Origin of the sequence: Bradyrhizobium sp. WYCCWR 12699 (assembly GCF_032144035.1) — a bacterium.
Classification (GTDB): Bacteria; Pseudomonadota; Alphaproteobacteria; order Rhizobiales; family Xanthobacteraceae; genus Bradyrhizobium.
In genome coordinates, this window is sequence record NZ_JAVTJN010000001.1 from 356,837 (window position 1) to 374,780 (window position 17,944).

At 64.2% G+C, this 17,944-nt stretch carries 18 protein-coding genes; 7 read left to right on the forward strand and 11 right to left on the reverse strand.

Annotated features, from left to right (window positions below; translation table 11 throughout):
* Positions 1-40: 40 nt before the first annotated feature.
* Positions 41-1,555 carry an SUMF1/EgtB/PvdO family nonheme iron enzyme gene (locus tag RPS27_RS01715; protein WP_211416185.1) on the forward strand — a complete coding sequence of 505 codons (1,515 nt, stop codon included), beginning with the start codon at positions 41-43 and terminating at the stop codon, positions 1,553-1,555.
* A 17-nt stretch (positions 1,556-1,572) separates the two neighbouring features.
* Positions 1,573-2,022, forward strand: a complete 450-nt coding sequence (locus tag RPS27_RS01720; RefSeq protein ID WP_211416186.1) for a DUF4399 domain-containing protein — start codon at positions 1,573-1,575, stop codon at positions 2,020-2,022.
* On the opposite strand, the gene RPS27_RS01725 is transcribed toward RPS27_RS01720, so the two are convergent.
* The 10 genes from RPS27_RS01725 to pqqA all read right to left on the reverse strand — a co-directional run bounded on the left by RPS27_RS01725 (position 2,023) and on the right by pqqA (position 12,018).
* Positions 2,023-3,078 carry a 2-oxoacid:ferredoxin oxidoreductase subunit beta gene (locus RPS27_RS01725; protein ID WP_211416187.1) on the reverse strand — a complete coding sequence of 352 codons (1,056 nt, stop codon included), beginning with the start codon at positions 3,076-3,078 and terminating at the stop codon, positions 2,023-2,025.
* Positions 3,075-4,922 carry a 2-oxoacid:acceptor oxidoreductase subunit alpha gene (locus RPS27_RS01730; RefSeq protein WP_211416188.1) on the reverse strand — a complete coding sequence of 616 codons (1,848 nt, stop codon included), beginning with the start codon at positions 4,920-4,922 and terminating at the stop codon, positions 3,075-3,077. Before RPS27_RS01730 ends, RPS27_RS01725 begins: the two co-directional genes overlap by 4 nt.
* Positions 4,892-6,691 (reverse strand): FAD-dependent oxidoreductase, encoded by a 1,800-nt coding sequence (locus RPS27_RS01735; RefSeq protein WP_212067231.1) that lies wholly within the window; start codon positions 6,689-6,691, stop codon positions 4,892-4,894. The genes RPS27_RS01730 and RPS27_RS01735 overlap by 31 nt, the downstream gene beginning before the upstream one ends.
* Before the next feature lie 240 nt (positions 6,692-6,931).
* Positions 6,932-7,609: a DUF4286 family protein gene (locus RPS27_RS01740; RefSeq protein WP_212067230.1), complete on the reverse strand. Its 678-nt coding sequence runs from the start codon at positions 7,607-7,609 to the stop codon at positions 6,932-6,934.
* Positions 7,610-7,622: 13 nt separating this feature from the next.
* A complete protein-coding gene (gene pip / locus RPS27_RS01745; protein WP_212067229.1) occupies positions 7,623-8,609 on the reverse strand; it encodes a prolyl aminopeptidase in 987 nt (328 codons plus the stop codon).
* Positions 8,599-9,780: a pyrroloquinoline quinone biosynthesis protein PqqE gene (gene pqqE, locus RPS27_RS01750; RefSeq protein ID WP_194404055.1), complete on the reverse strand. Its 1,182-nt coding sequence runs from the start codon at positions 9,778-9,780 to the stop codon at positions 8,599-8,601. The genes pip and pqqE overlap by 11 nt, the downstream gene beginning before the upstream one ends.
* Complete coding sequence (gene pqqD / locus RPS27_RS01755; RefSeq protein WP_126255155.1) at positions 9,777-10,088, reverse strand: pyrroloquinoline quinone biosynthesis peptide chaperone PqqD; 312 nt, start codon at positions 10,086-10,088, stop codon at positions 9,777-9,779. The genes pqqE and pqqD overlap by 4 nt, the downstream gene beginning before the upstream one ends.
* 12 nt (positions 10,089-10,100) lie before the next feature.
* Positions 10,101-10,880, reverse strand: a complete 780-nt coding sequence (gene pqqC / locus RPS27_RS01760) for a pyrroloquinoline-quinone synthase PqqC (RefSeq protein ID WP_212067228.1) — start codon at positions 10,878-10,880, stop codon at positions 10,101-10,103.
* On the reverse strand, positions 10,877-11,806 hold the full coding sequence (gene pqqB / locus RPS27_RS01765; RefSeq protein WP_212067227.1) for a pyrroloquinoline quinone biosynthesis protein PqqB: 930 nt from the start codon (positions 11,804-11,806) through the stop codon (positions 10,877-10,879). The genes pqqC and pqqB overlap by 4 nt, the downstream gene beginning before the upstream one ends.
* Positions 11,807-11,937: 131 nt before the next feature.
* Positions 11,938-12,018: a pyrroloquinoline quinone precursor peptide PqqA gene (pqqA, locus tag RPS27_RS01770; RefSeq protein WP_007595659.1), complete on the reverse strand. Its 81-nt coding sequence runs from the start codon at positions 12,016-12,018 to the stop codon at positions 11,938-11,940.
* Positions 12,019-12,279: 261 nt separating this feature from the next.
* Between pqqA and RPS27_RS01775 the strand changes: the two genes are divergently transcribed.
* From RPS27_RS01775 to tarD, 5 genes are all read left to right on the forward strand, one after another.
* Complete coding sequence (locus tag RPS27_RS01775) at positions 12,280-12,537, forward strand: DUF6894 family protein (protein ID WP_194404052.1); 258 nt, start codon at positions 12,280-12,282, stop codon at positions 12,535-12,537.
* Positions 12,538-12,743: 206 nt separating this feature from the next.
* Positions 12,744-14,144: an amidase family protein gene (locus RPS27_RS01780; protein ID WP_212067226.1), complete on the forward strand. Its 1,401-nt coding sequence runs from the start codon at positions 12,744-12,746 to the stop codon at positions 14,142-14,144.
* Positions 14,145-14,146: 2 nt separating this feature from the next.
* Positions 14,147-14,623, forward strand: coding sequence for a glutathione peroxidase (locus tag RPS27_RS01785; RefSeq protein ID WP_194404050.1), 477 nt, complete (start codon positions 14,147-14,149; stop codon positions 14,621-14,623).
* A gap of 11 nt (positions 14,624-14,634) precedes the next feature.
* Positions 14,635-14,877, forward strand: a complete 243-nt coding sequence (locus tag RPS27_RS01790) for a DUF3297 family protein (RefSeq protein WP_041748727.1) — start codon at positions 14,635-14,637, stop codon at positions 14,875-14,877.
* Positions 14,878-15,004: 127 nt separating this feature from the next.
* Positions 15,005-16,174, forward strand: a complete 1,170-nt coding sequence (tarD, locus tag RPS27_RS01795; RefSeq protein ID WP_212067225.1) for a D(-)-tartrate dehydratase — start codon at positions 15,005-15,007, stop codon at positions 16,172-16,174.
* Between the two features lie 219 nt (positions 16,175-16,393).
* Here the strand turns inward: tarD and RPS27_RS01800 are convergent, their stop codons facing one another.
* On the reverse strand, positions 16,394-17,746 hold the full coding sequence (locus RPS27_RS01800; RefSeq protein ID WP_212067224.1) for a malonyl-CoA decarboxylase: 1,353 nt from the start codon (positions 17,744-17,746) through the stop codon (positions 16,394-16,396).
* Positions 17,747-17,944 lie beyond the last annotated feature (198 nt).

Sequence of the window (17,944 nt, forward strand, 5' to 3'; positions counted from 1 at the left end):
GTAAGCTGGGGCTGCCTTGTAAGCGTGTGGAGTCCCCCGCATGGGCGAAATTCGCAACTTCAGATCCGGCAATCAGGATGAGCCGCCGCCACACGGCCCCATGCCTCGCCGTCTCGCAGCGATCATTGTCGGCGACATCGCTTCCTACAGCCGCATCATGCAAGCGGACGAGGAGGGAACGCATGTTCGCGTCAAGCGGATCGAGCGCGATATCATCCAGCCCAGCATCATCGAGCACCATGGAAGTCTGGTGAAGACCACGGGCGATGGCTTCATCGCCATCTTCGACAGCCCTGTTGAGGCCGTTCGCTGCAGCATCGTGATCCAGCAGAACCTCATCGGCCGCAATGCCTCGCTCCCAAAGCATTCGCGGCTCGAATACCGGATTGGCGTCAATCTCGGCGACGTGATCGTGGAGCCGGACGATATCTACGGCGACGGCGTCAATATCGCCACACGTATCGAAGGCATTGCGGAGCCTGGTCAGGTTTACATCTCAGGCGCGATCTACGAGCAGATCAAGCACAAGGTGGTGTGCGGCTATGAGTCGCTCGGAGACCGCAAAGTCAAGAACATCACCGATCCGGTGCGTGTCTATCGCGTGCTGCCGGATGCAGATGCGGTCGGCAGGACGCGAGGGCGGCGCGAAAATACCCTTATCTTCCTTTTGGCCATCACGGTGCTGATTATCGCGACCGGCGTGCTCTGGTATTTGCTGGTGCAGCCCGGCAGGATCAACGAGCAGGCCGCCACGCCCACCGCCGCCCCGGCCGCGCTGCCGCAGGAGGCAGCGACGCAGACGCCACAACCCTCCCCATCATTGGCTTCCGCCCCTCCCTCGCCGTCGCCGGCGCCGGCGCCCAGCCCATCGGCGACGCCGCCTCGCGAACCCGAGATGATCGCCATTCGCGGCGGAAGCTTCGCGATGGGAAACAATGACGACCCGACCGAACGACCTGTCCACCAGGTCGCGGTCAAGCCGTTCTCGATCGGAAAATTTCCGGTAACAGTGCGGGAGTGGAACGAGTGCGCCGCCGCCGGGGCGTGCGGATTCACGGCCACCGGCAAGGACGATGCCCCCGTCAGCAACGTGAGCTGGGCCGATGCGCAACAATATGCCGCCTGGCTCGCGCAGACGACGAAGAAGCCTTACCGCCTTCCGAGCGAAGCCGAATGGGAATATGCGGCGCGCGGCGGAACGCAGACCAAATACTGGTGGGGCGACAAGCTCCAGCCGGGCATGGCCGGGTGCAAGGATTGCGGTGATCTTGCGGCCGAGCAGCCGGCCAAGGTCGGCAGCTTCAGGCCCAATCCATTCGGGCTTTATGACATGGGCGGCGGCATCGATCAGTGGGTCGAGGACTGCTGGCATAAGACCTATCAGGGCGCGCCGGGTGACGGCTCGGCATGGAGCAGCGGCGACTGCAGCTCTCATGTCTTGCGCTCGGGGTCCTGGAAGAACGATTCGAGATATGTGCGGCCGTCAAACCGCGATGGTTACGACACTAATGTTCGTTACCCTACACATGGATTCCGTGTCGCACTCAGTCCGTAAGTGCTGGAGTAAGTTTGATGAAGATCATTGGCTGTGTCGCGCTGGTAGTCGCGATCGCATTGCTACCGGGCGTGGCCTGTTCGCAGGGCAAGGCTGCGCCCAAGGACGCCAAGCTCTATTTCATCACGCCGCATGACGGGCAGAAGGTTCGCGGTGGGGTCTGGGTCCGGTTCGGCTTGCGTAACATGGGTGTGACGCATGCTGGCGACGACTACCAGAACGCCGGCCATCATCATCTGCTGGTCGACGTCAACGACCCCATCGATCCGAATGAGCCGATCCCGCAAGACAAGTCGCACCTGCATTTCGGCGCAGGGCAGACCGAAACCATGCTTGAGCTTGCGCCGGGCACGCACACGCTCCAGCTGGTGCTCGGCGACGCCAAGCACTATCCGTTTCAACCGCCGATCGTGTCGGAGAAGATTACGATCCGCGTCAGGTCGCCGGCCTCGGCGCGGAACAAATGATTACCGCAGGCTGGCGTTGATCTTGTCCAGCACGGCCGAGCCCGGACACAGCGTGTCGGCCTCCAGCGAGTTGAGCGGCGTCTCGACCGTGTTGAGGTGCTCGTGCAGATCTTCCGCGTCGGGGTCGACGTAGAGGAGACCGGTGACGATCTGCCCCTTGGCGGCGTGCTTCGCGAGGAAGGTCTGGGCGCCGAGCCGGTCATGCGGATCGTAATCGGCGTCGATCTTGCGCAGCGCGATCTTGCTGCCGTCATGCTGCTCGACCATCTGCACCGTGCCGGGCGCGTAATCGACGGCGATGGGATCGCGGCCGACCAGCACATCGAGCCGGTTCACGGCGTCATTGTGCTCGCGGACATAATCAAAGCTCTTGGTCGAGCCGGCGTGATTGTTGAAGGCGATGCAGGGGCTGATGACGTCGATGAAGGACGCGCCCTTGTGGCGGATCGCGGCGGCGATCAGCGGCACCAGCTGGGTCTTGTCGCCCGAGAACGAGCGCGCGACGAAGGTGGCCCCGAGCTGCAGCGCGATCGCGACGAGGTCGATGGCGTTGTCGGTGTTGGTGACGCCCTTCTTGCTCTTCGAGCCGCGGTCGGCGGTCGCCGAGAACTGGCCCTTGGTCAGGCCGTAGACGCCGTTGTTCTCGACGATATAGGTCATGTTGACGCCGCGCCGGATCGAATGCGCGAACTGGCCGAAGCCGATCGAGGCGGAATCGCCGTCGCCGGACACGCCGAGATAGATCAGGTCGCGATTGGCGAGGTTGGCGCCCGTCAGCACTGATGGCATGCGGCCATGCACGGAGTTGAAGCCGTGCGAATTGCCGAGGAAATAGTCCGGCGTCTTCGAGGAGCAACCGATGCCGGAGATCTTTGCCACCCGGTGCGGCTCGATCGACAATTCGTAGCAGGCCTCGATGATCGAGGCGGTGATCGAATCGTGGCCGCAGCCCGCGCACAGCGTCGAGATCTTGCCCTCGTAGTCGCGATGCGTGTAGCCGAGCTCGTTCTTCTTGAGGCCCGGATGATGGAATTTCGGTTTTGCGATGTAGGTCATGACACGGCCTTGCGGAGCGGGGTCACCTTGAGGTGATCCTGGTGGTCGCCAATGGCTTTTGCGATGAAACGGGCGGTGATCGGCGAGCCGTCATAATGCACGATCGGCACCAGACGCACCGGGTCGATGCCGTTCTCGTTGACAATGAGCTGGCGCAGCTGGCTGTCGCGGTTCTGCTCGACCACATAGACGAAGTCGTGCTCGGCGAGGAAGCTTGCGACGCTCGAGTGGAACGGGAAGGCGCGGATGCGCATCCGGTCGAGCTGATGCCCGCGCGCTTCCAGCAGGCCGATCGCCTCGTCCATCGCCGGCGAGGTCGAGCCGAAATAGATCACGCCGTATTTGGTCGGCCGCTCTGCATTGGCCTGCAATGGCCGTGGCACCAGGTCCTGCGCGGTCTCGAACTTCCGCATCAGGCGCTGCATGTTGTCGGCGTAAACCGAGCCTTCCTCGGAGTAGCGCGCATAGCGATCACGCGAGGTGCCGCGAGTGAAGTAGGAGCCCTTGGTCGGATGCGTGCCGGGATAGGTGCGGTAGGGGATGCCGTCGCCGTCGACATCGAGATAGCGGCCGAAGTCGCGGCCCTCTTCCAGCATCGCCGCGGTCATCACCTTGCCGCGGTCATATTGCTTGGCATCGTCCCACTTCAGCGGGCGGCAGAGCCGGTGGTTCATGCCGATGTCGAGATCGAGCATCAGGAAGATCGTGGTCTGCAGCCGCTCGGCGAGATCGAAGGCGGCCGCCGCGAATTCGAAGGCTTCGGCCGGGTCTTCCGGGAACAGCAGCACGTGCTTGGTATCGCCGTGCGAAGCATAGGCGCAGGCGATGATGTCGCATTGCTGGGTGCGGGTCGGCATCCCCGTCGAGGGGCCGGCGCGCTGGATGTTCATGATCACGGCCGGAATCTCCGCGAAATAGGAGAGGCCGATGAACTCGGTCATCAAGGAGATGCCGGGGCCGGAGGTCGCGGTGAAGGCGCGGGCGCCGTTCCAGGAGGCGCCGATCACGATGCCGATCGAGGCGAGCTCGTCCTCGCCCTGCACGATGGCGTATTTCGCCTTGCCCGTTTCAGGGTCGTGCCGGTACTTCTTGCAATGCGCGGTGAAGGCCTCCGCCACCGACGAGGACGGCGTGATCGGATACCAGGCGCACACCGTAGCGCCGCCATAGACGGCGCCGAGCGCGGCGGCGCTGTTGCCCTCGATGAAGATGCGGTCGCCGACCTTGTCGGATTTCTTCACCCGCAGCCCGATCGGACATTTCAAATTCTGCAGCGCCCAGTCGCGGCCGAGATGCAGTGCATGCACGTTGGAGGAGAGCAGCTTCTCCTTGCCCTTGTACTGCTCGCCGATCAGTTGCTCGATCAGCTTGGGGTCCATGTCGAGCAGCGCCGAGAGAGCGCCCAGATAGATGATGTTCTTGAACAGCTGGCGCTGGCGCGGATCGGTGTAGGTCGAGTTGGTGATGGCGGTTAAGGGCACCCCGATCACGGTGATGTCGTCGCGGAATTTGGTCGACGGCATCGGCTTGGTGGAATCGTAGAACAGATAGCCGCCCGGCTCGATGCCGGCGACGTCCTTGTCCCAGGTCTGCGGATTCATGGCGACCATCATGTCGACGCCGCCGCGGGCGCCGAGATGGCCTTCTTCGGTCACCCGCACCTCGTACCAGGTCGGCAGGCCCTGGATGTTGGAGGGGAAGATGTTGCGGGGGGACACCGGCACGCCATGACGCAGGATCGCGCGCGCGAACATCTCGTTGGCGCTGGCCGAGCCCGAACCGTTGACGTTGGCGAAACGGACGACGAAGTCGTTTACGCTGCTGATCGGCTTTTTGTCGGACATGTCGAACCTGCGTGGGTCATCTCGATGAAATATTTCTGCATGTCCCAGGCGCCGGTGGGACAACGTTCGGCGCACAGGCCGCAATGCAGGCAGACGTCCTCGTCCTTGACCATCACGCGTCCGGTCTTGAGGTCCGAGGAGACGTAAAGGTCCTGGTCGGGATGCGCCGAAGGTGCCTTGAGCCGCTGGCGCAGATCGCCTTCTTCGCCGTTGTCGGTGAAGGTGATGCAATCCATCGGGCAGATGTCGGCGCAGGCATCGCACTCGATGCAGAGCGAGGTCGAGAACACGGTCTGCACGTCGCAGTTCAGGCAGCGTTCGGCCTCGCCGAGCGCCAGCTTGACGTCGTAGCCGAGCTCGACCTCGGCGCGGATATCCTTCAGCGCGATCACCTTGTCGCGATGCGGCACCTTGTAGCGCTTGTCGACGGAGATGTCGTTGTCATAGCTCCATTCGTGGATGCCCATCTTCTGCGACGAGACATGCACGTCCGGCAGCGGACGTTCGGTAATGTCCTCACCCGACAGCATCTTGTGGATCGACAGCGCGGCGTCGTGGCCGTGCGCCACCGCCCAGATGATGTTCTTCGGGCCGAACGCGGCGTCGCCGCCGAAGAACACCTTTGGATTGGTCGAGACGAATGTCTCGGGATCGACCTTGGGCATGTGCCATTTGTCGAACTCGATGCCGCAATCTTGCTCGATCCAGGGGAAGGCGTTCTCCTGGCCGACCGCGACCAGTATGTCGTCGCATTCGATGGTCTGGTCCGGCTCGCCGGAGGGAACGAGGTTGCGGCGGCCCTTGGCGTCGTATTCGGCCTTCACCTTCTGGAAGGTGACGCCGGTGAGCTTGCCATTGTCGTGAACGAAGGCGACGGGGACCATGAAATTGAGGATCGGAATATCCTCGTGGAGCGCATCCTCCTTCTCCCAGGGCGAGGCCTTCATCTCCTCGAAGCCGGAGCGGACCACGACCTTCACCTCTTCGCCGCCGAGACGACGCGCGGTGCGGCAACAATCCATCGCAGTGTTGCCGCCGCCGAGCACGATCACGCGCTTGCCGATCTTGTCGACATGGCCGAACGACACGTTGGCCAGCCATTCGATGCCGATATGGATGTTGCCGGCTGCCTCTTTGCGGCCGGGAATGTCGAGCTCGCGGCCGCGCGGCGCGCCGGAGCCGACGAAGATCGCGTCGTACTTTTCGGCGAGTAGCGCTTTCATGCTCTCGATGCGGTGACCGCCTTTGAAGTCGACGCCGAGGCCCAGGATGTAGCCGGTCTCCTCGTCGATGACGGAATTGGGCAGGCGGAATTTCGGGATCTGCGTGCGCATCATGCCGCCGGCTTCGGGATCGCCGTCGAACACGGTGCAGTGATAGCCGAGCGGCGCCAGATCGCGCGCCACCGTCAGCGAAGCGGGACCGCCGCCGACGAACGCGACGCGCTTGCCGTTCTTCGCCGTGGGCTTCGGCAGGCGCTGCTTGATGTCATCCTTGAAGTCGGCTGCGACGCGCTTGAGGCGGCAGATCGCGACGGGGGTTTCCTCGACGCGTCCGCGCCGGCACGCCGGCTCGCACGGACGATCGCAGGTGCGTCCCAGAATGCCGGGAAACACGTTCGATTTCCAATTGATCATGTAGGCGTCGCTGTAGCGGCCTTGTGCGATCAGTCGGATGTATTCGGGAACCGGAGTGTGTGCAGGACAGGCCCACTGGCAATCGACCACTTTGTGAAAGTAGTCGGGGGCCGCGATATCGGTCGGTTTCATTCCTACCCTGTCCGCGCAGGCCCAAAGACCCCGCGGCCTTTTTTTGTGAGCATGGCGAGCGCTTAACGCGCTTCGATCTGGTTTCTGAATGACGTCATTGGGTTAGCTTATTAGAACGGCTCCGAAGTACAACGGCAAATTTGCGGGATCACCGGCTTTCATGGGAGCCAAGCGCGCACAGCATTAACGGCGGCGCGTGATGCGCGTGCGGTGCAGCATGTTGCGATGCGCGCGAGCGCGTCAACTCTGCGCGATGTCGCTCTTCGCGAGGTCCCACATCAGGCTGTACGTGCCGACGGAGACGGGGGGTGGGAAGGGCGCAGCCGCTGGGCCGGTGAAGCGTTCGGCGATCACGGCCGAGACCGCGCCGACATGCGTGCCGTCGATCAGCACGAACCAGTCGCGCGCGCCTTCGTTGCGCACCGCTGGAATATCGGCCTTTGCGCCGGACAATTCCGGCTCGCTTTCGAGCAGGTGCATCGAGATGATGCCGTCGCGCTCTTGCGGCGCCAGCTTGTCTTGCAGTGCGTCACGCCACGCGGCCGCATTGTCCGCGGTGGGACGCAGCCGCACCAGGCCGAGCGCAGCGCCCCGGCCGGTGCCCTTGCTGAGCGTGATGCGCGCCACGACGCGCAGCATGTCCTTGAAACGCGCCATGGACCGCCGTGACCATTCGGTCTGATTGGCGAGCCGCGCGCGATAGGCGGGACTGTCCAGCACGTCGATCGTTTCGGTCGAGTACAGCGAGAGATATTTGGGATTGGCGGCATGCGCGACATAGCGCCGCGCCTCCAGGAAACCCTCGATCGCGACGCGCTCTTCCAGATGCTCGCGATCGTACCAGCGGTTGAAATCGTCCTCATCGGCTGCGTCGATATTCATCGACGTCAGCAGCATGCCTTTCCCGGCGAGTGGCATTCTTCTTGTCCTCTCATCGCCCGATCTTCGATGCGAGGTCGGCGATCGACTTCATCACCGCGTCCCTCACGCCGGTATCATAGAGCGAATGCCCGGCTTCTTCCACGACGCGAAGCTCGGACGTGGACCAAACTTTTGCGAGCGCGTGGGATGTCTCGGGAGGACACAACAGATCGTAGCGGCCCTGCACGATCATGCCGGGAATGCCGGCGAGCCGGCCCGCGTTCCGCAACAACTGGTCTTCGCTCATGAAGGAATTGTTGACGAAATAATGCGCTTCCATGAACGGCGTCGCCGGCAGCGTGCGCCAGACGTTCAGCGACGCCAGGTCGAGCCGCGTCTTGCCAGGCTTGTGCTCCGATAGAGCTCGCTCCGTGTCGTGCCAGGCCCGCGCCGCAGGGCCGTGCACGGCCGGATCGGCATCCAGGATGCGGCGCCAATAGGCGTCCACCGGCTGGGCCCGCTCGTCAGGCGGCAGCACGCTGAGAAAATCCTCGTACAGTGCAGGATAGAATTGCGCCAGGCGCACCGTGAACGCCGTCTCGACCTCTGCCCGGGTGCCCAGGAACGTCGCGCGGAGCGCAACGCCGGAGACGCGCGTCGGATACGCCTCTGCATAGGCCAGCGCCAGCGTCGCTCCCCAGGAGCCCCCAACCACCATCCAGCGTTCGAAGCCGAACGTCTCGCGGATTTTCTCCATGTCCGCGATCAGATGCGCCGTGCTGTTGTGCTCGCGCGAGCCCTTGGGCCGGCTGCGGCCGCAGCCGCGCTGGTCGAACAGCACGGCGCAGAAGCGATCGGGATCGAACAGCCGGCGATGGTCCGGCTGGCAGCCGCTGCCGGGCCCGCCATGCAGGTAGATCGCCGGAATGCCGTCGCTGCGGCCGACGCTCTCGACATAGAGCTCATGGCCGTCGCCGACGTCGAGCATGTCGGAGGTCAGCGGCGCAAAAGGATCGGCACGCCTGGCGGAAGCGGCCGCGTCGGCGTCAGGTCCCATTCTCGGATTCCAGGGTGCCGCCGGCAAAATTCCGATAGAGGAAGCGGCTGGTCTCGCCCTCGGCCTCGGCTTCCGCCTGCTTGAAGATGGTCTCGTGCAGCGGCGACAGCGCGCAGGCCGGATCGGTGTTGGCGGCGTCGCCGGTCAGCGCGAAGGCCTGGCAGCGGCAGCCGCCGAAATCGATCTCGCGGAATTCGCAGGATTTGCATGGCTCCTTCATCCAGCCGGTGCCGCGATAGCGGTTGAAGGCCTCGGAGTTCTGCCAGATCCAGGCGATCGAATGGTTGGAGCGCACCGATTCGAACTCGAGCCCGGTGATGCTCTCGGCGGCGTGGCAGGGCAGCACCTTGCCGGCCGGCGAGATGTTGAAGAACTGCCGGCCCCAGCCGCCCATGCATTTCTTCGGCCGCAGCGCGTAATAGTCGGGAACGACATAGTCGATCGCGAGCGTGCCCTTGAGGCGTTCGCGCGCCTCCTCGACGATGCGCGTGCATTCGTCGAGCTGCGCGACGGTCGGCATCAGGGCAGCGCGGTTCTTCAGCGCCCAGCCGTAATACTGGACATTGGCGACCTCCAGGCGATCGGCGTCGAGATCGACGGACATCTGGATGATGTCAGGCAGCTGGTGCAAATTCTGCCGGTGCATCACCGCGTTCACGGTGAGTGGCAAATCCAGCTCGCGCGTCCATTTCGCCACTTCGAGCTTCTTGCGATGGCCGCCCTTGTAGCCGGCAACGCGGTCGGAGAGGCCCTCTTCGATGCCCTGGAAAGAGATCTGCACATGGCAGAGCCCGGCGTCCGCAAGCTCGCTCAGCCGCTCGCGCGTCAGCAGCACGGCCGAGGTGATGAGATTGGTGTAGAGCCCGACATCGCTGGCGTGCTTGACCAGCTCGACCAGGTCCTTGCGCGCCGTTGGCTCGCCGCCGGAGAAATGCACCTGGAGCACGCCGATCTCGGCGAGCTCGCTCAGGACCTTCTTCCATTCCTCGGTGGTCAGCTCCTTGCCCGAGCGGTCGAGCTCGACCGGGTTGGAGCAATAGGGGCATTGCAGCGGGCAACGATGGGTGATTTCCAGCAGCACCGCGAGCGGAATGCCGAAGGTCTCCGCCGTCGAGCGCTGCTTCTCCAGCACCGCGAGGCTGTCGCTGGGTGGGATGGTCACGTCGCTCATGACGTCTTCTCCCTGATCTCGGTCAGAAAGCCCTTGTCGGCGAGGTCCTGCAACATGACGATGACGTCGGCCAGGATCGCCTCGCGGGGAGCCGCGTATTTCGCCGCCAGCTGATCGGATACGTCGCCGACACTGCGCTTGCCGTCGCAGAGCTGCAAGACCTCGACCGCGATCTCGTCCGGGGCCAGCACGCGTTCCGGGGCCAGGATCACCCAGACCTTGCGGGTCTCGTCATATTTCAGCTTGGCATGCCGCGGCAGCACGGGGCGGCTCGCCTCGCTGACGCTGATGTTGCGCGGCCCGGCCATTGCTGCTCCTCTTCAGCCCGCTTTGGGCACGAACGCGCCCGGCGGAATGTTGCCCTCGACATAGGCGTGCTGCAGCGCGTCCAGCTGCACCCACAACACGTTGGTCTTGAAGATCAGCGCGTTGCAGACCAAAGCGCGCTCTTCCGGCGTCCTCGCATGCGTTCTGACATAGTCCAGCGCGAAATTGGCATCGCGCGGCGCCTGCGTCAGGCGGCGCTTGAAGTAGCTCATGATGTCGGGATTGACGAAGTCGTAATGCTCCAGCATGCCGGCGATGCGCTCTTCGTGCAGGTTGGGCGCAAACAGCTCGGTCAGCGAGGAGGCGATCGCCTCCAGCGGGCTCTTTTCGCGGCAATAGTGCACGTAAGCCTCCACCGCGAAGCGCGTCGCCGGCAGGATGCCTTCGGTGGATTCCACGTAGGCCGTGTTGAGGCCGAGGCCTTCGGTCAGCTTGATCCAGCGCTCGATGCCGCCTTCGCTGCCGACATCGCCGTCATGGTCCTCGATGCGGTGGCGCCATTCCACGCGCGTGGCGCGGTCGCGGAAGCGCGAGATCACCACCGCGTCCTTGATCGGGATCGTGCTCTGGTAATAGTAGCGGTTCAGCGCCCAAGCCTGCACCTGGCCCTTGTTCAGCTTGCCGCCGTGCAGGAGCTTATGGAATGGATGTAGGCTGTGATAGCGCGTCGCCCCGATATGGCGCAGCGTCGCCTCGAGCTCCTCGGCGGAGTTGAGCCTGATATCCCTGCCGATCGAGAGCGCAGTCATTCCCGTCATTGACGCCGTAGTCACAGCACGATCTCCGTTCCATCCGCCGGTATCTGCCAGCCCGCCGCCTCAGCCGTCTTGCGCTCGGGTGAGGCAGGCAGCAGCGCCGGGTTCGAGTTGTTGATATGCAGAAATATCTTCCTGTCGATATTGAGGTCGGCGAGGCGCGCGATGGCGCCGTCGTCGCCGGACATGGCGACGTGTCCCATGCTCTTGCCGGTCTTGTGGCCGAGCCCGGCCCTGATCATCTCGTCGTCGCGCCAGACCGTGCCGTCGAAGAACACCAGCGAAGCGCCGTCGATCTCGGCCTTGAGGACGTCGGTGATTTCGGCGCAGGCGGCGATGAAGTAGAAATATTTGCCGGTCGACTTGTCGGTGATCTTCAGGCCCAGCGTATCGCCGTCGCCGCTCTTGCCGCCGGGATGCGCCTTGCCTTCCAGATACCAGGCCGACTTGCCCGAGACCGCGAACGGCAGCACTTCGAGCCCTGAACGCGCACCATCGGGAAGGCGCGGCTCGAACGGCTCATGGATGCCGATCGGCTGGCGCCGCACGTGCTTCTCGTTCAGCACGTTGAAGATGCTGTTGCTGGCCAGGATCGCCAGCACTTTCTCATGTGCATAGATCGTGAACGGCGAGCTCTCGCGCATCGAGAGCAGGCCCGCCACTGCATCCACTTCGCTGTTGGTCAGGACCACGCCCGCGACAGGCGTATGGCGCAGCGCCCCGGCCTTGGGGTGTAGCTGCGGCGTGGCATTTAATTGCTGGCGCAGGTCGGGGGAGGCGTTGATCAGGAACCAGTTCTCGCCGTCGCCGCTGAAGGCGATCGAGGCCTGCGTCCGGTGCAGCTCATTCCCGCCATTGCGGGCCGCCCGGCAACCCTCGCAGCCGCAATTCCACTGGGGAACCCCGCCGCCAGCTGCGGCGCCCAGGACGACGACGCGAAGCATGATCCGTCTCCTGGAAAGGAACACGCGCGGTGGATCTCAGGCCGACGCAAATGCCGACACGGATTCTTTCCTTCGGAAACGCGTCGTGACCGAAAGATCCACCGCCGCAGAACGCGAAATCGCCAACCGGCTTACTTGCGGGTGGCGCTCACATACATGTTGATTTCCATGCCACAGGGCACTTCGACGATCTTCGGGGCTTTCCATGCCATTTTGGCTCTCCATTTTTGCGAATTCGGACGTATCCGCCCACCCTCTAAGTTAATGCGCGCCGAGAAGTTCGCTAGTGAAATTTTCCCGGACCTAGGTAGTAGGCCTCCCGAATTGCTGCGCTGCAAGAGAGCGCATTCCGGCCGCAAAGATGCGCGAATGACACACCAAAATGCCGATAGGTCGTGATCCCTGTCGGGATAAACGAGTTGTGAGTTTGCAACGGCTTCCAATCGGCTACAGGCGACCCCATTGGATCAGGCATGCCCAGATATTTCTTCAACACCCGTATCGGCGACGAACTGATCGTGGATCCTGACGGCGAGGACCTGCGCAACCCCGATCGCGCCTGGGAGGTCGCCCGCCAGATGATCCTGGAGGTGGTGAAGTCCGAGGGCACTCAGCGGGCCCTGCTCGAGGCGGTGATCGAGGTAACCGACACCGAAGGCGAGGTCGTGCTGGAGTTTCCCTTCACCGAGGCGCTGCTGGACATCCCGGATCCGTCCGCGACAAGGCATTAGAGGCATGCGAGGTGCGCTGCCTCCCCCGCTTGCGGGGGAGCGCTGGGGAGAGGGCGTCTCCGCAAGCGAGAACCCCCAGGGGACAGAGCCCTCACCCGAGCCCGCGGCGCGATTACGTGCTGAGCGCCCGCCCTTCACCCCCGCGAAATCCGCATGGCTTTGCCGCGTTCCCGGCGCTAAAAGACGCCGGTTACACGGAGCAAGCCATGCAAGATCTCTGGCGCCTGTCGGCTGCCGACCTCGCTACCCTCGTCAAGTCCAAAAAGGTGTCCGCCCGGGAGGCTGCCAAGGCCGGTCTCGCCCGGCTCGATGCCGTCAATCCCCAGCTCAATGCGGTGATCGACCACCGGCCGGACGACGTGCTCAAGCAGGCCGATGCCGTCGATGCCGCCATCGCGCGGGGCGAGGACCCCGGCGTGCTCGCCGGCGTGCCCGTCACCATCAAGGCCAATGTCGACCAGGAGGGCTTTGCCACCACCAATGGCCTGAAGCTGCAGCGCGACGTGATCGCGCGCGAGGACAATCCGGTCGTCGCCAACTTCCGCAAAGCCGGCGCCATCCTGCTCGGCCGCACCAATTGCCCGGCCTTCTCCTATCGCTGGTTCACCACCAACCTCATCCATGGCGACACCAAGAATCCGCGCGATGCCTCGCTGACGCCGGGCGGCTCCTCCGGCGGCGCCGGTTCGGCGGTCGCGTCCGGCATCGGCCACATCGCCCACGGCACCGACATTGCCGGCTCGATCCGCTATCCCGCCTATGCCTGCGGCGTGCATGGCCTGCGCCCGACCTTGGGCCGCATCCCCGCCTTCAACCCGGCGCTGCCGGAGCGCCCGATCGGGCCGCAGATCATGGCGGTGTCGGGTCCGCTGGCGCGCACCGTCAACGACTTGCGCATCTCGCTCGAAGCCATGTCGGCGCGCGACATCCGCGATCCCTGGTTCGTGCCGGCGCCGCTGCAAGGCCCGGCGCGAGACAAGCGCGCCGCGCTCTGCCTCAATCCGGGCGGCCTTGCCACCACGCCGGAGGTCAAGGCGGCGGTGAGCGACGCCGGCAAGCGGCTGGAGCGGGCGGGGTGGACCGTCGATATCATCGAGGACACGCCGCCGATGCGCGAGGCGGTCGAGTGGCAGATCAAGCTGTGGCTCGGCGACGGCTATGAGGCCCAGCTCGAGGCGGCCGAACGCGAAGGCGATCCCGGCGCGCTGGCCTGCCTGCGCGGCAACCGCGCCAGGGTCACGCCGATGGACCAGGCCAATTACGCCAAGGCGCTGACGCGGCGGGCCACGCTGACCCGCGACTGGATGCTGTTCTTCGAGAAATATGCGGTGCTGTTGACGCCGGTCTCGGGCGAGCTGCCGTTTCCCGATCACCTCGACCGCAAGGACGACGAGTCTTTCAAGCGGGTGTGGGAAGCGCAGCTGCCGCAGATCGCGATTCCCTTCATGGGATTGCCCGGCCTCGTGGTCTCCACGGGTCTGGTCGGCAAGGCGCCGGTCGGCGTGCATGTCGTGTCCGGCCGCTATCGCGAGGATCTCTGTCTGCTCGCAGGCGAGGCGATCGAGGCCGGCGGCGTGCCGCCGTCGCCGATCGATCCCGTGGGCTAGCGATGTCGGTGATCTACGACTTCAAAGCCAACTCGCTGGCCGGCGAGGAGGTCCCGATGCGCCGCTTCGAAGGGCAGGTGCTGCTGATCGTCAACACCGCGAGCAAATGCGGCTTCACGCCGCAATATCGCGGACTGGAAGATCTGCATCGCGATCTGTCGCCGCGCGGCTTTGCCGTGCTCGGCTTTCCCTGCAACCAGTTCGGCGCGCAGGAGCCGGGCCAGGCAAGCGAGATCCAGGCGTTCTGCTCGACCAATTACGACGTCACCTTTCCCTTGTTCGAGAAGATCGACGTCAACGGCGCCAATGCGCACCCTCTGTATGAGTACTTGAAACGCCAGCAATCCGGGCTTCTCGGCGCCTCCATCAAATGGAATTTCACCAAATTCCTGGTGGACCGAGCGGGCAAGGTGGTCGCGCGCTACGCGCCGACCGCCCGGCCCGAAGGATTGCGCAACCAAATCGAAACACTGTTGTAAGCGAGACAATCATGAGCGACGAATTTCCGGACCGCCTGTCGGTCGATCCGAACAGCCCCTATTACAACGCGGACATCCTGTCGCGCGACGTCGGCATCCGCTTCAAGGGTGTCGAGAAGACCAATGTCGAGGAGTACTGCATCAGCGAGGGCTGGGTCCGCGTCACCGCAGGGAACGCCAAGGACCGCCACGGCAACCCGCTGACCATCAAGGTGCACGGACCCGTCGAGCCGTATTTCAGGGATAAGAAATAGTCACCGTCATTCCGGGGCGATGCGAAGCATCGAACCCGGAATTTCGAGATTCCCCGGTGCGCAATTGCGCACCTGAGGTCTGGTCCTTCCGACCCTCCCGGAATGACGCCAAGAGAAAGCCTGCCCCATGTCCGTCCGCATCGTCGACGTCCGCGAGATCACCAAGCCGATCTCGTCCCCGATCCGTAACGCCTATATCGACTTCACCAAGATGACGACGAGCCTCGTCGCCGTCGTCACTGACGTCGTGCGCGACGGCAAGCGCGTCGTCGGCTACGGCTTCAACTCCAACGGCCGCTACGGGCAGGGCGGCCTGATCCGCGAACGCTTTGCCGCGCGCATCACGGAAGCCGATCCGAAGTCGCTGCTCAATGGCGCCGGCGACAATCTCGACCCTGACAAGGTCTGGGCTGCGATGATGACCAACGAGAAGCCCGGCGGCCATGGCGAGCGCTCGGTCGCGGTCGGCACCATCGACATGGCGGTGTGGGATGCGGTGTCCAAGATCGCCGGCCAACCGCTGTTCCGTCTGCTCGCCGAGCGCCACGGCGTCAAAGCCAATCCGCGCGTCTTCGTCTACGCCGCCGGCGGTTACTATTATCCCGGCAAGGATCTCTCGATGCTGCGCGGTGAGATGCGCGGCTATCTCGATCGCGGCTACAACGTCGTGAAGATGAAGATCGGCGGCGCGCCGATCGAAGAGGACCGCATGCGGATCGAGGCGGTGCTCAAGGAGATCGGTAAGGACGCGCAGCTCGCCGTCGATGCCAACGGCCGTTTCAACCTGGAGACCGGCATCGCCTACGCCAAGATGCTGCGCGACTATCCTTTGTTCTGGTACGAGGAGGTCGGCGATCCTCTCGACTACGCGCTGCAGGCCGCGCTCGCCGAATTCTATCCGGGACCGATGGCGACGGGCGAAAACCTCTTCAGCCACCAGGACGCCCGCAACCTGATCCGCTACGGCGGCATGCGCCCCGACCGCGACTGGCTGCAATTCGACTGCGCGCTGTCTTACGGTCTCTGCGAATATCAGCGCACGCTGGAAGTGCTGAAAACTTATGGCTGGTCGCCCAGCCGCTGCATCCCGCACGGCGGCCACCAGATGTCGCTCAACATCGCCGCGGGCCTCGGCCTCGGCGGCAATGAGAGCTACCCCGACCTGTTCCAGCCCTATGGCGGCTTCCCGGACGGCGTCCGCGTCGAGAACGGACACATCACGATGCCCGATCTCCCCGGCATCGGCTTCGAGGGCAAGTCGGATCTCTACAAGGAGATGAAGGCGCTGGCGGAGTAGGGGCGCCAGCGCTACGGCACGATGGCCGCGTCACACTCGCTGTCGTCCCGGACAAGCGCGCCCCAAGCGCGCGCCGATCCGGGACCCATAGCCCCAGGGAAAAGTCGTGGCGCGAGCTGGTCACTCCGAGTCCCCGTCACCATCACTCTCTGTGGTTATGGGTCCCGGATCGGCGCTTCGCTTCGCTGCGCTTGTCCGGGACGACGACTGGGTTTGCAGCTACGACAGCCGCATATCCAGCAGCCGTCGCCCTTCGCCCTTCAGCAGCTTCTTCACCGCGCTGGACGCCACGACCTCGCCGTCATTGGCATAGGCTTCGTGGTTCTTCTCGATGTCGTCGAGGCGGTAGAGGTAGTTGACCATCACGCCGGCCGACTCCCGCAATCCCTTCGGTGAGAGGTCGCCCAGCCAGTTGATGCGTTCGAGCCTTGCACCGTTGCCGAGGTGGAAGCGGGCGACGGAATCGATCAGCTTGCCCTTCGGCGTGCGCGCCTTGAGGAAATAATGCGCGGCGAGCGGCTCGATCACGGCGCGGAGCAGCGACGTCGTCTCGGGGTTCTCGAACCATTTGGGATCGTCGAGGCGCTTCAGCACCTCGCGGTCCTCGTCCGAGAGCGGCAGGTCCCTGTCCTGCTTCACCCAGGCCATGAAGCCCGGCACCGGCGACAGCGTCACGAAAGTGTCGAGCTTCGGCGTTTCGCGGCGCAGCTCCTCGACCACCTGCTTGATCAGGAAGCTGCCGAAGGAGATGCCGCCAAGGCCACGCTGGGTATTCGAGATCGAATAAAACACGGCGGTGCGCGCGCGCTCGATCGGCAGATGCTGGCGGTCGACCGCAAGCAGCGGCGCGATCGCGCCCGGGATGGTCTCGGTCAGCGCCACCTCGACGAAGATCAGGGGCTCATCCACCATCGCGGGGTGGAAGAACGCATAGCAGCGGCGGTCGACCGGATCGATGCGGCGGCGCAGATCGTCCCAGTCGGAGATCTCGTGCACGGCCTCGTAACGGATGATCTTTTCGAGGATGTTGGCCGGCGTCGACCAGTCGATCCTGCGCAGCACGAGAAACCCCCTGTTGAACCACGAAGAAAGCAGATGCGAGACGTCGCGATCGAGTGCGGCGAGATCGGTGTGTCCGTTCATCATGCCAAGCAGATCGGCGCGCATGTTGACGAGCTCGCCGGTGCCGCCGGGCGCGCGGTTGAGACGGCGGATCAGCTCCTGCCGCCGCGGCTCCGAAGCGAAATGCAGCGAGCTCGCGTCCTCGTCGCTCGGCGCGGCACGCCATTTCTCGATTGCCTTCGACAGACGCTCCCGGTCCGGGCCGAAATCGCGCACCAGTCCGTCGAAGAAGGCGCGGCGTCCCGCCGCATCCAGCTCACGGTAGATGTCGAGCACCTCGCGGGCGATGGCGATGCCCGACGCTTCGCCCCGGCCCGACAGCAGCGCATCACAGAGCTCGATCAGCCCATCGGCATCCGGTCTGGTATCGGCGGCCTCGCCGCGACGAAGCAGCGTGCGGCCGCGCTCGGAGATGGTGGCGAGCAGGTCGGAGAAGAAGGCGTTGGCCATTGGGGCTTTCGTGTCAGTTGTGCGTTGCGGAAGCTTACACGGGATTTGGGCGGAAACCGATCACAATCAAGCGGAGGAATGCGGCAACTTTAGTCGGACCGTGCGTTTGGAGAATGCAGGCATGCTGGGCGAGGCGAGGGCGATCGCATATGGCTATTTGAGGCATTCCAGTTTCCGCATCGTCATGGCCGGGACAAG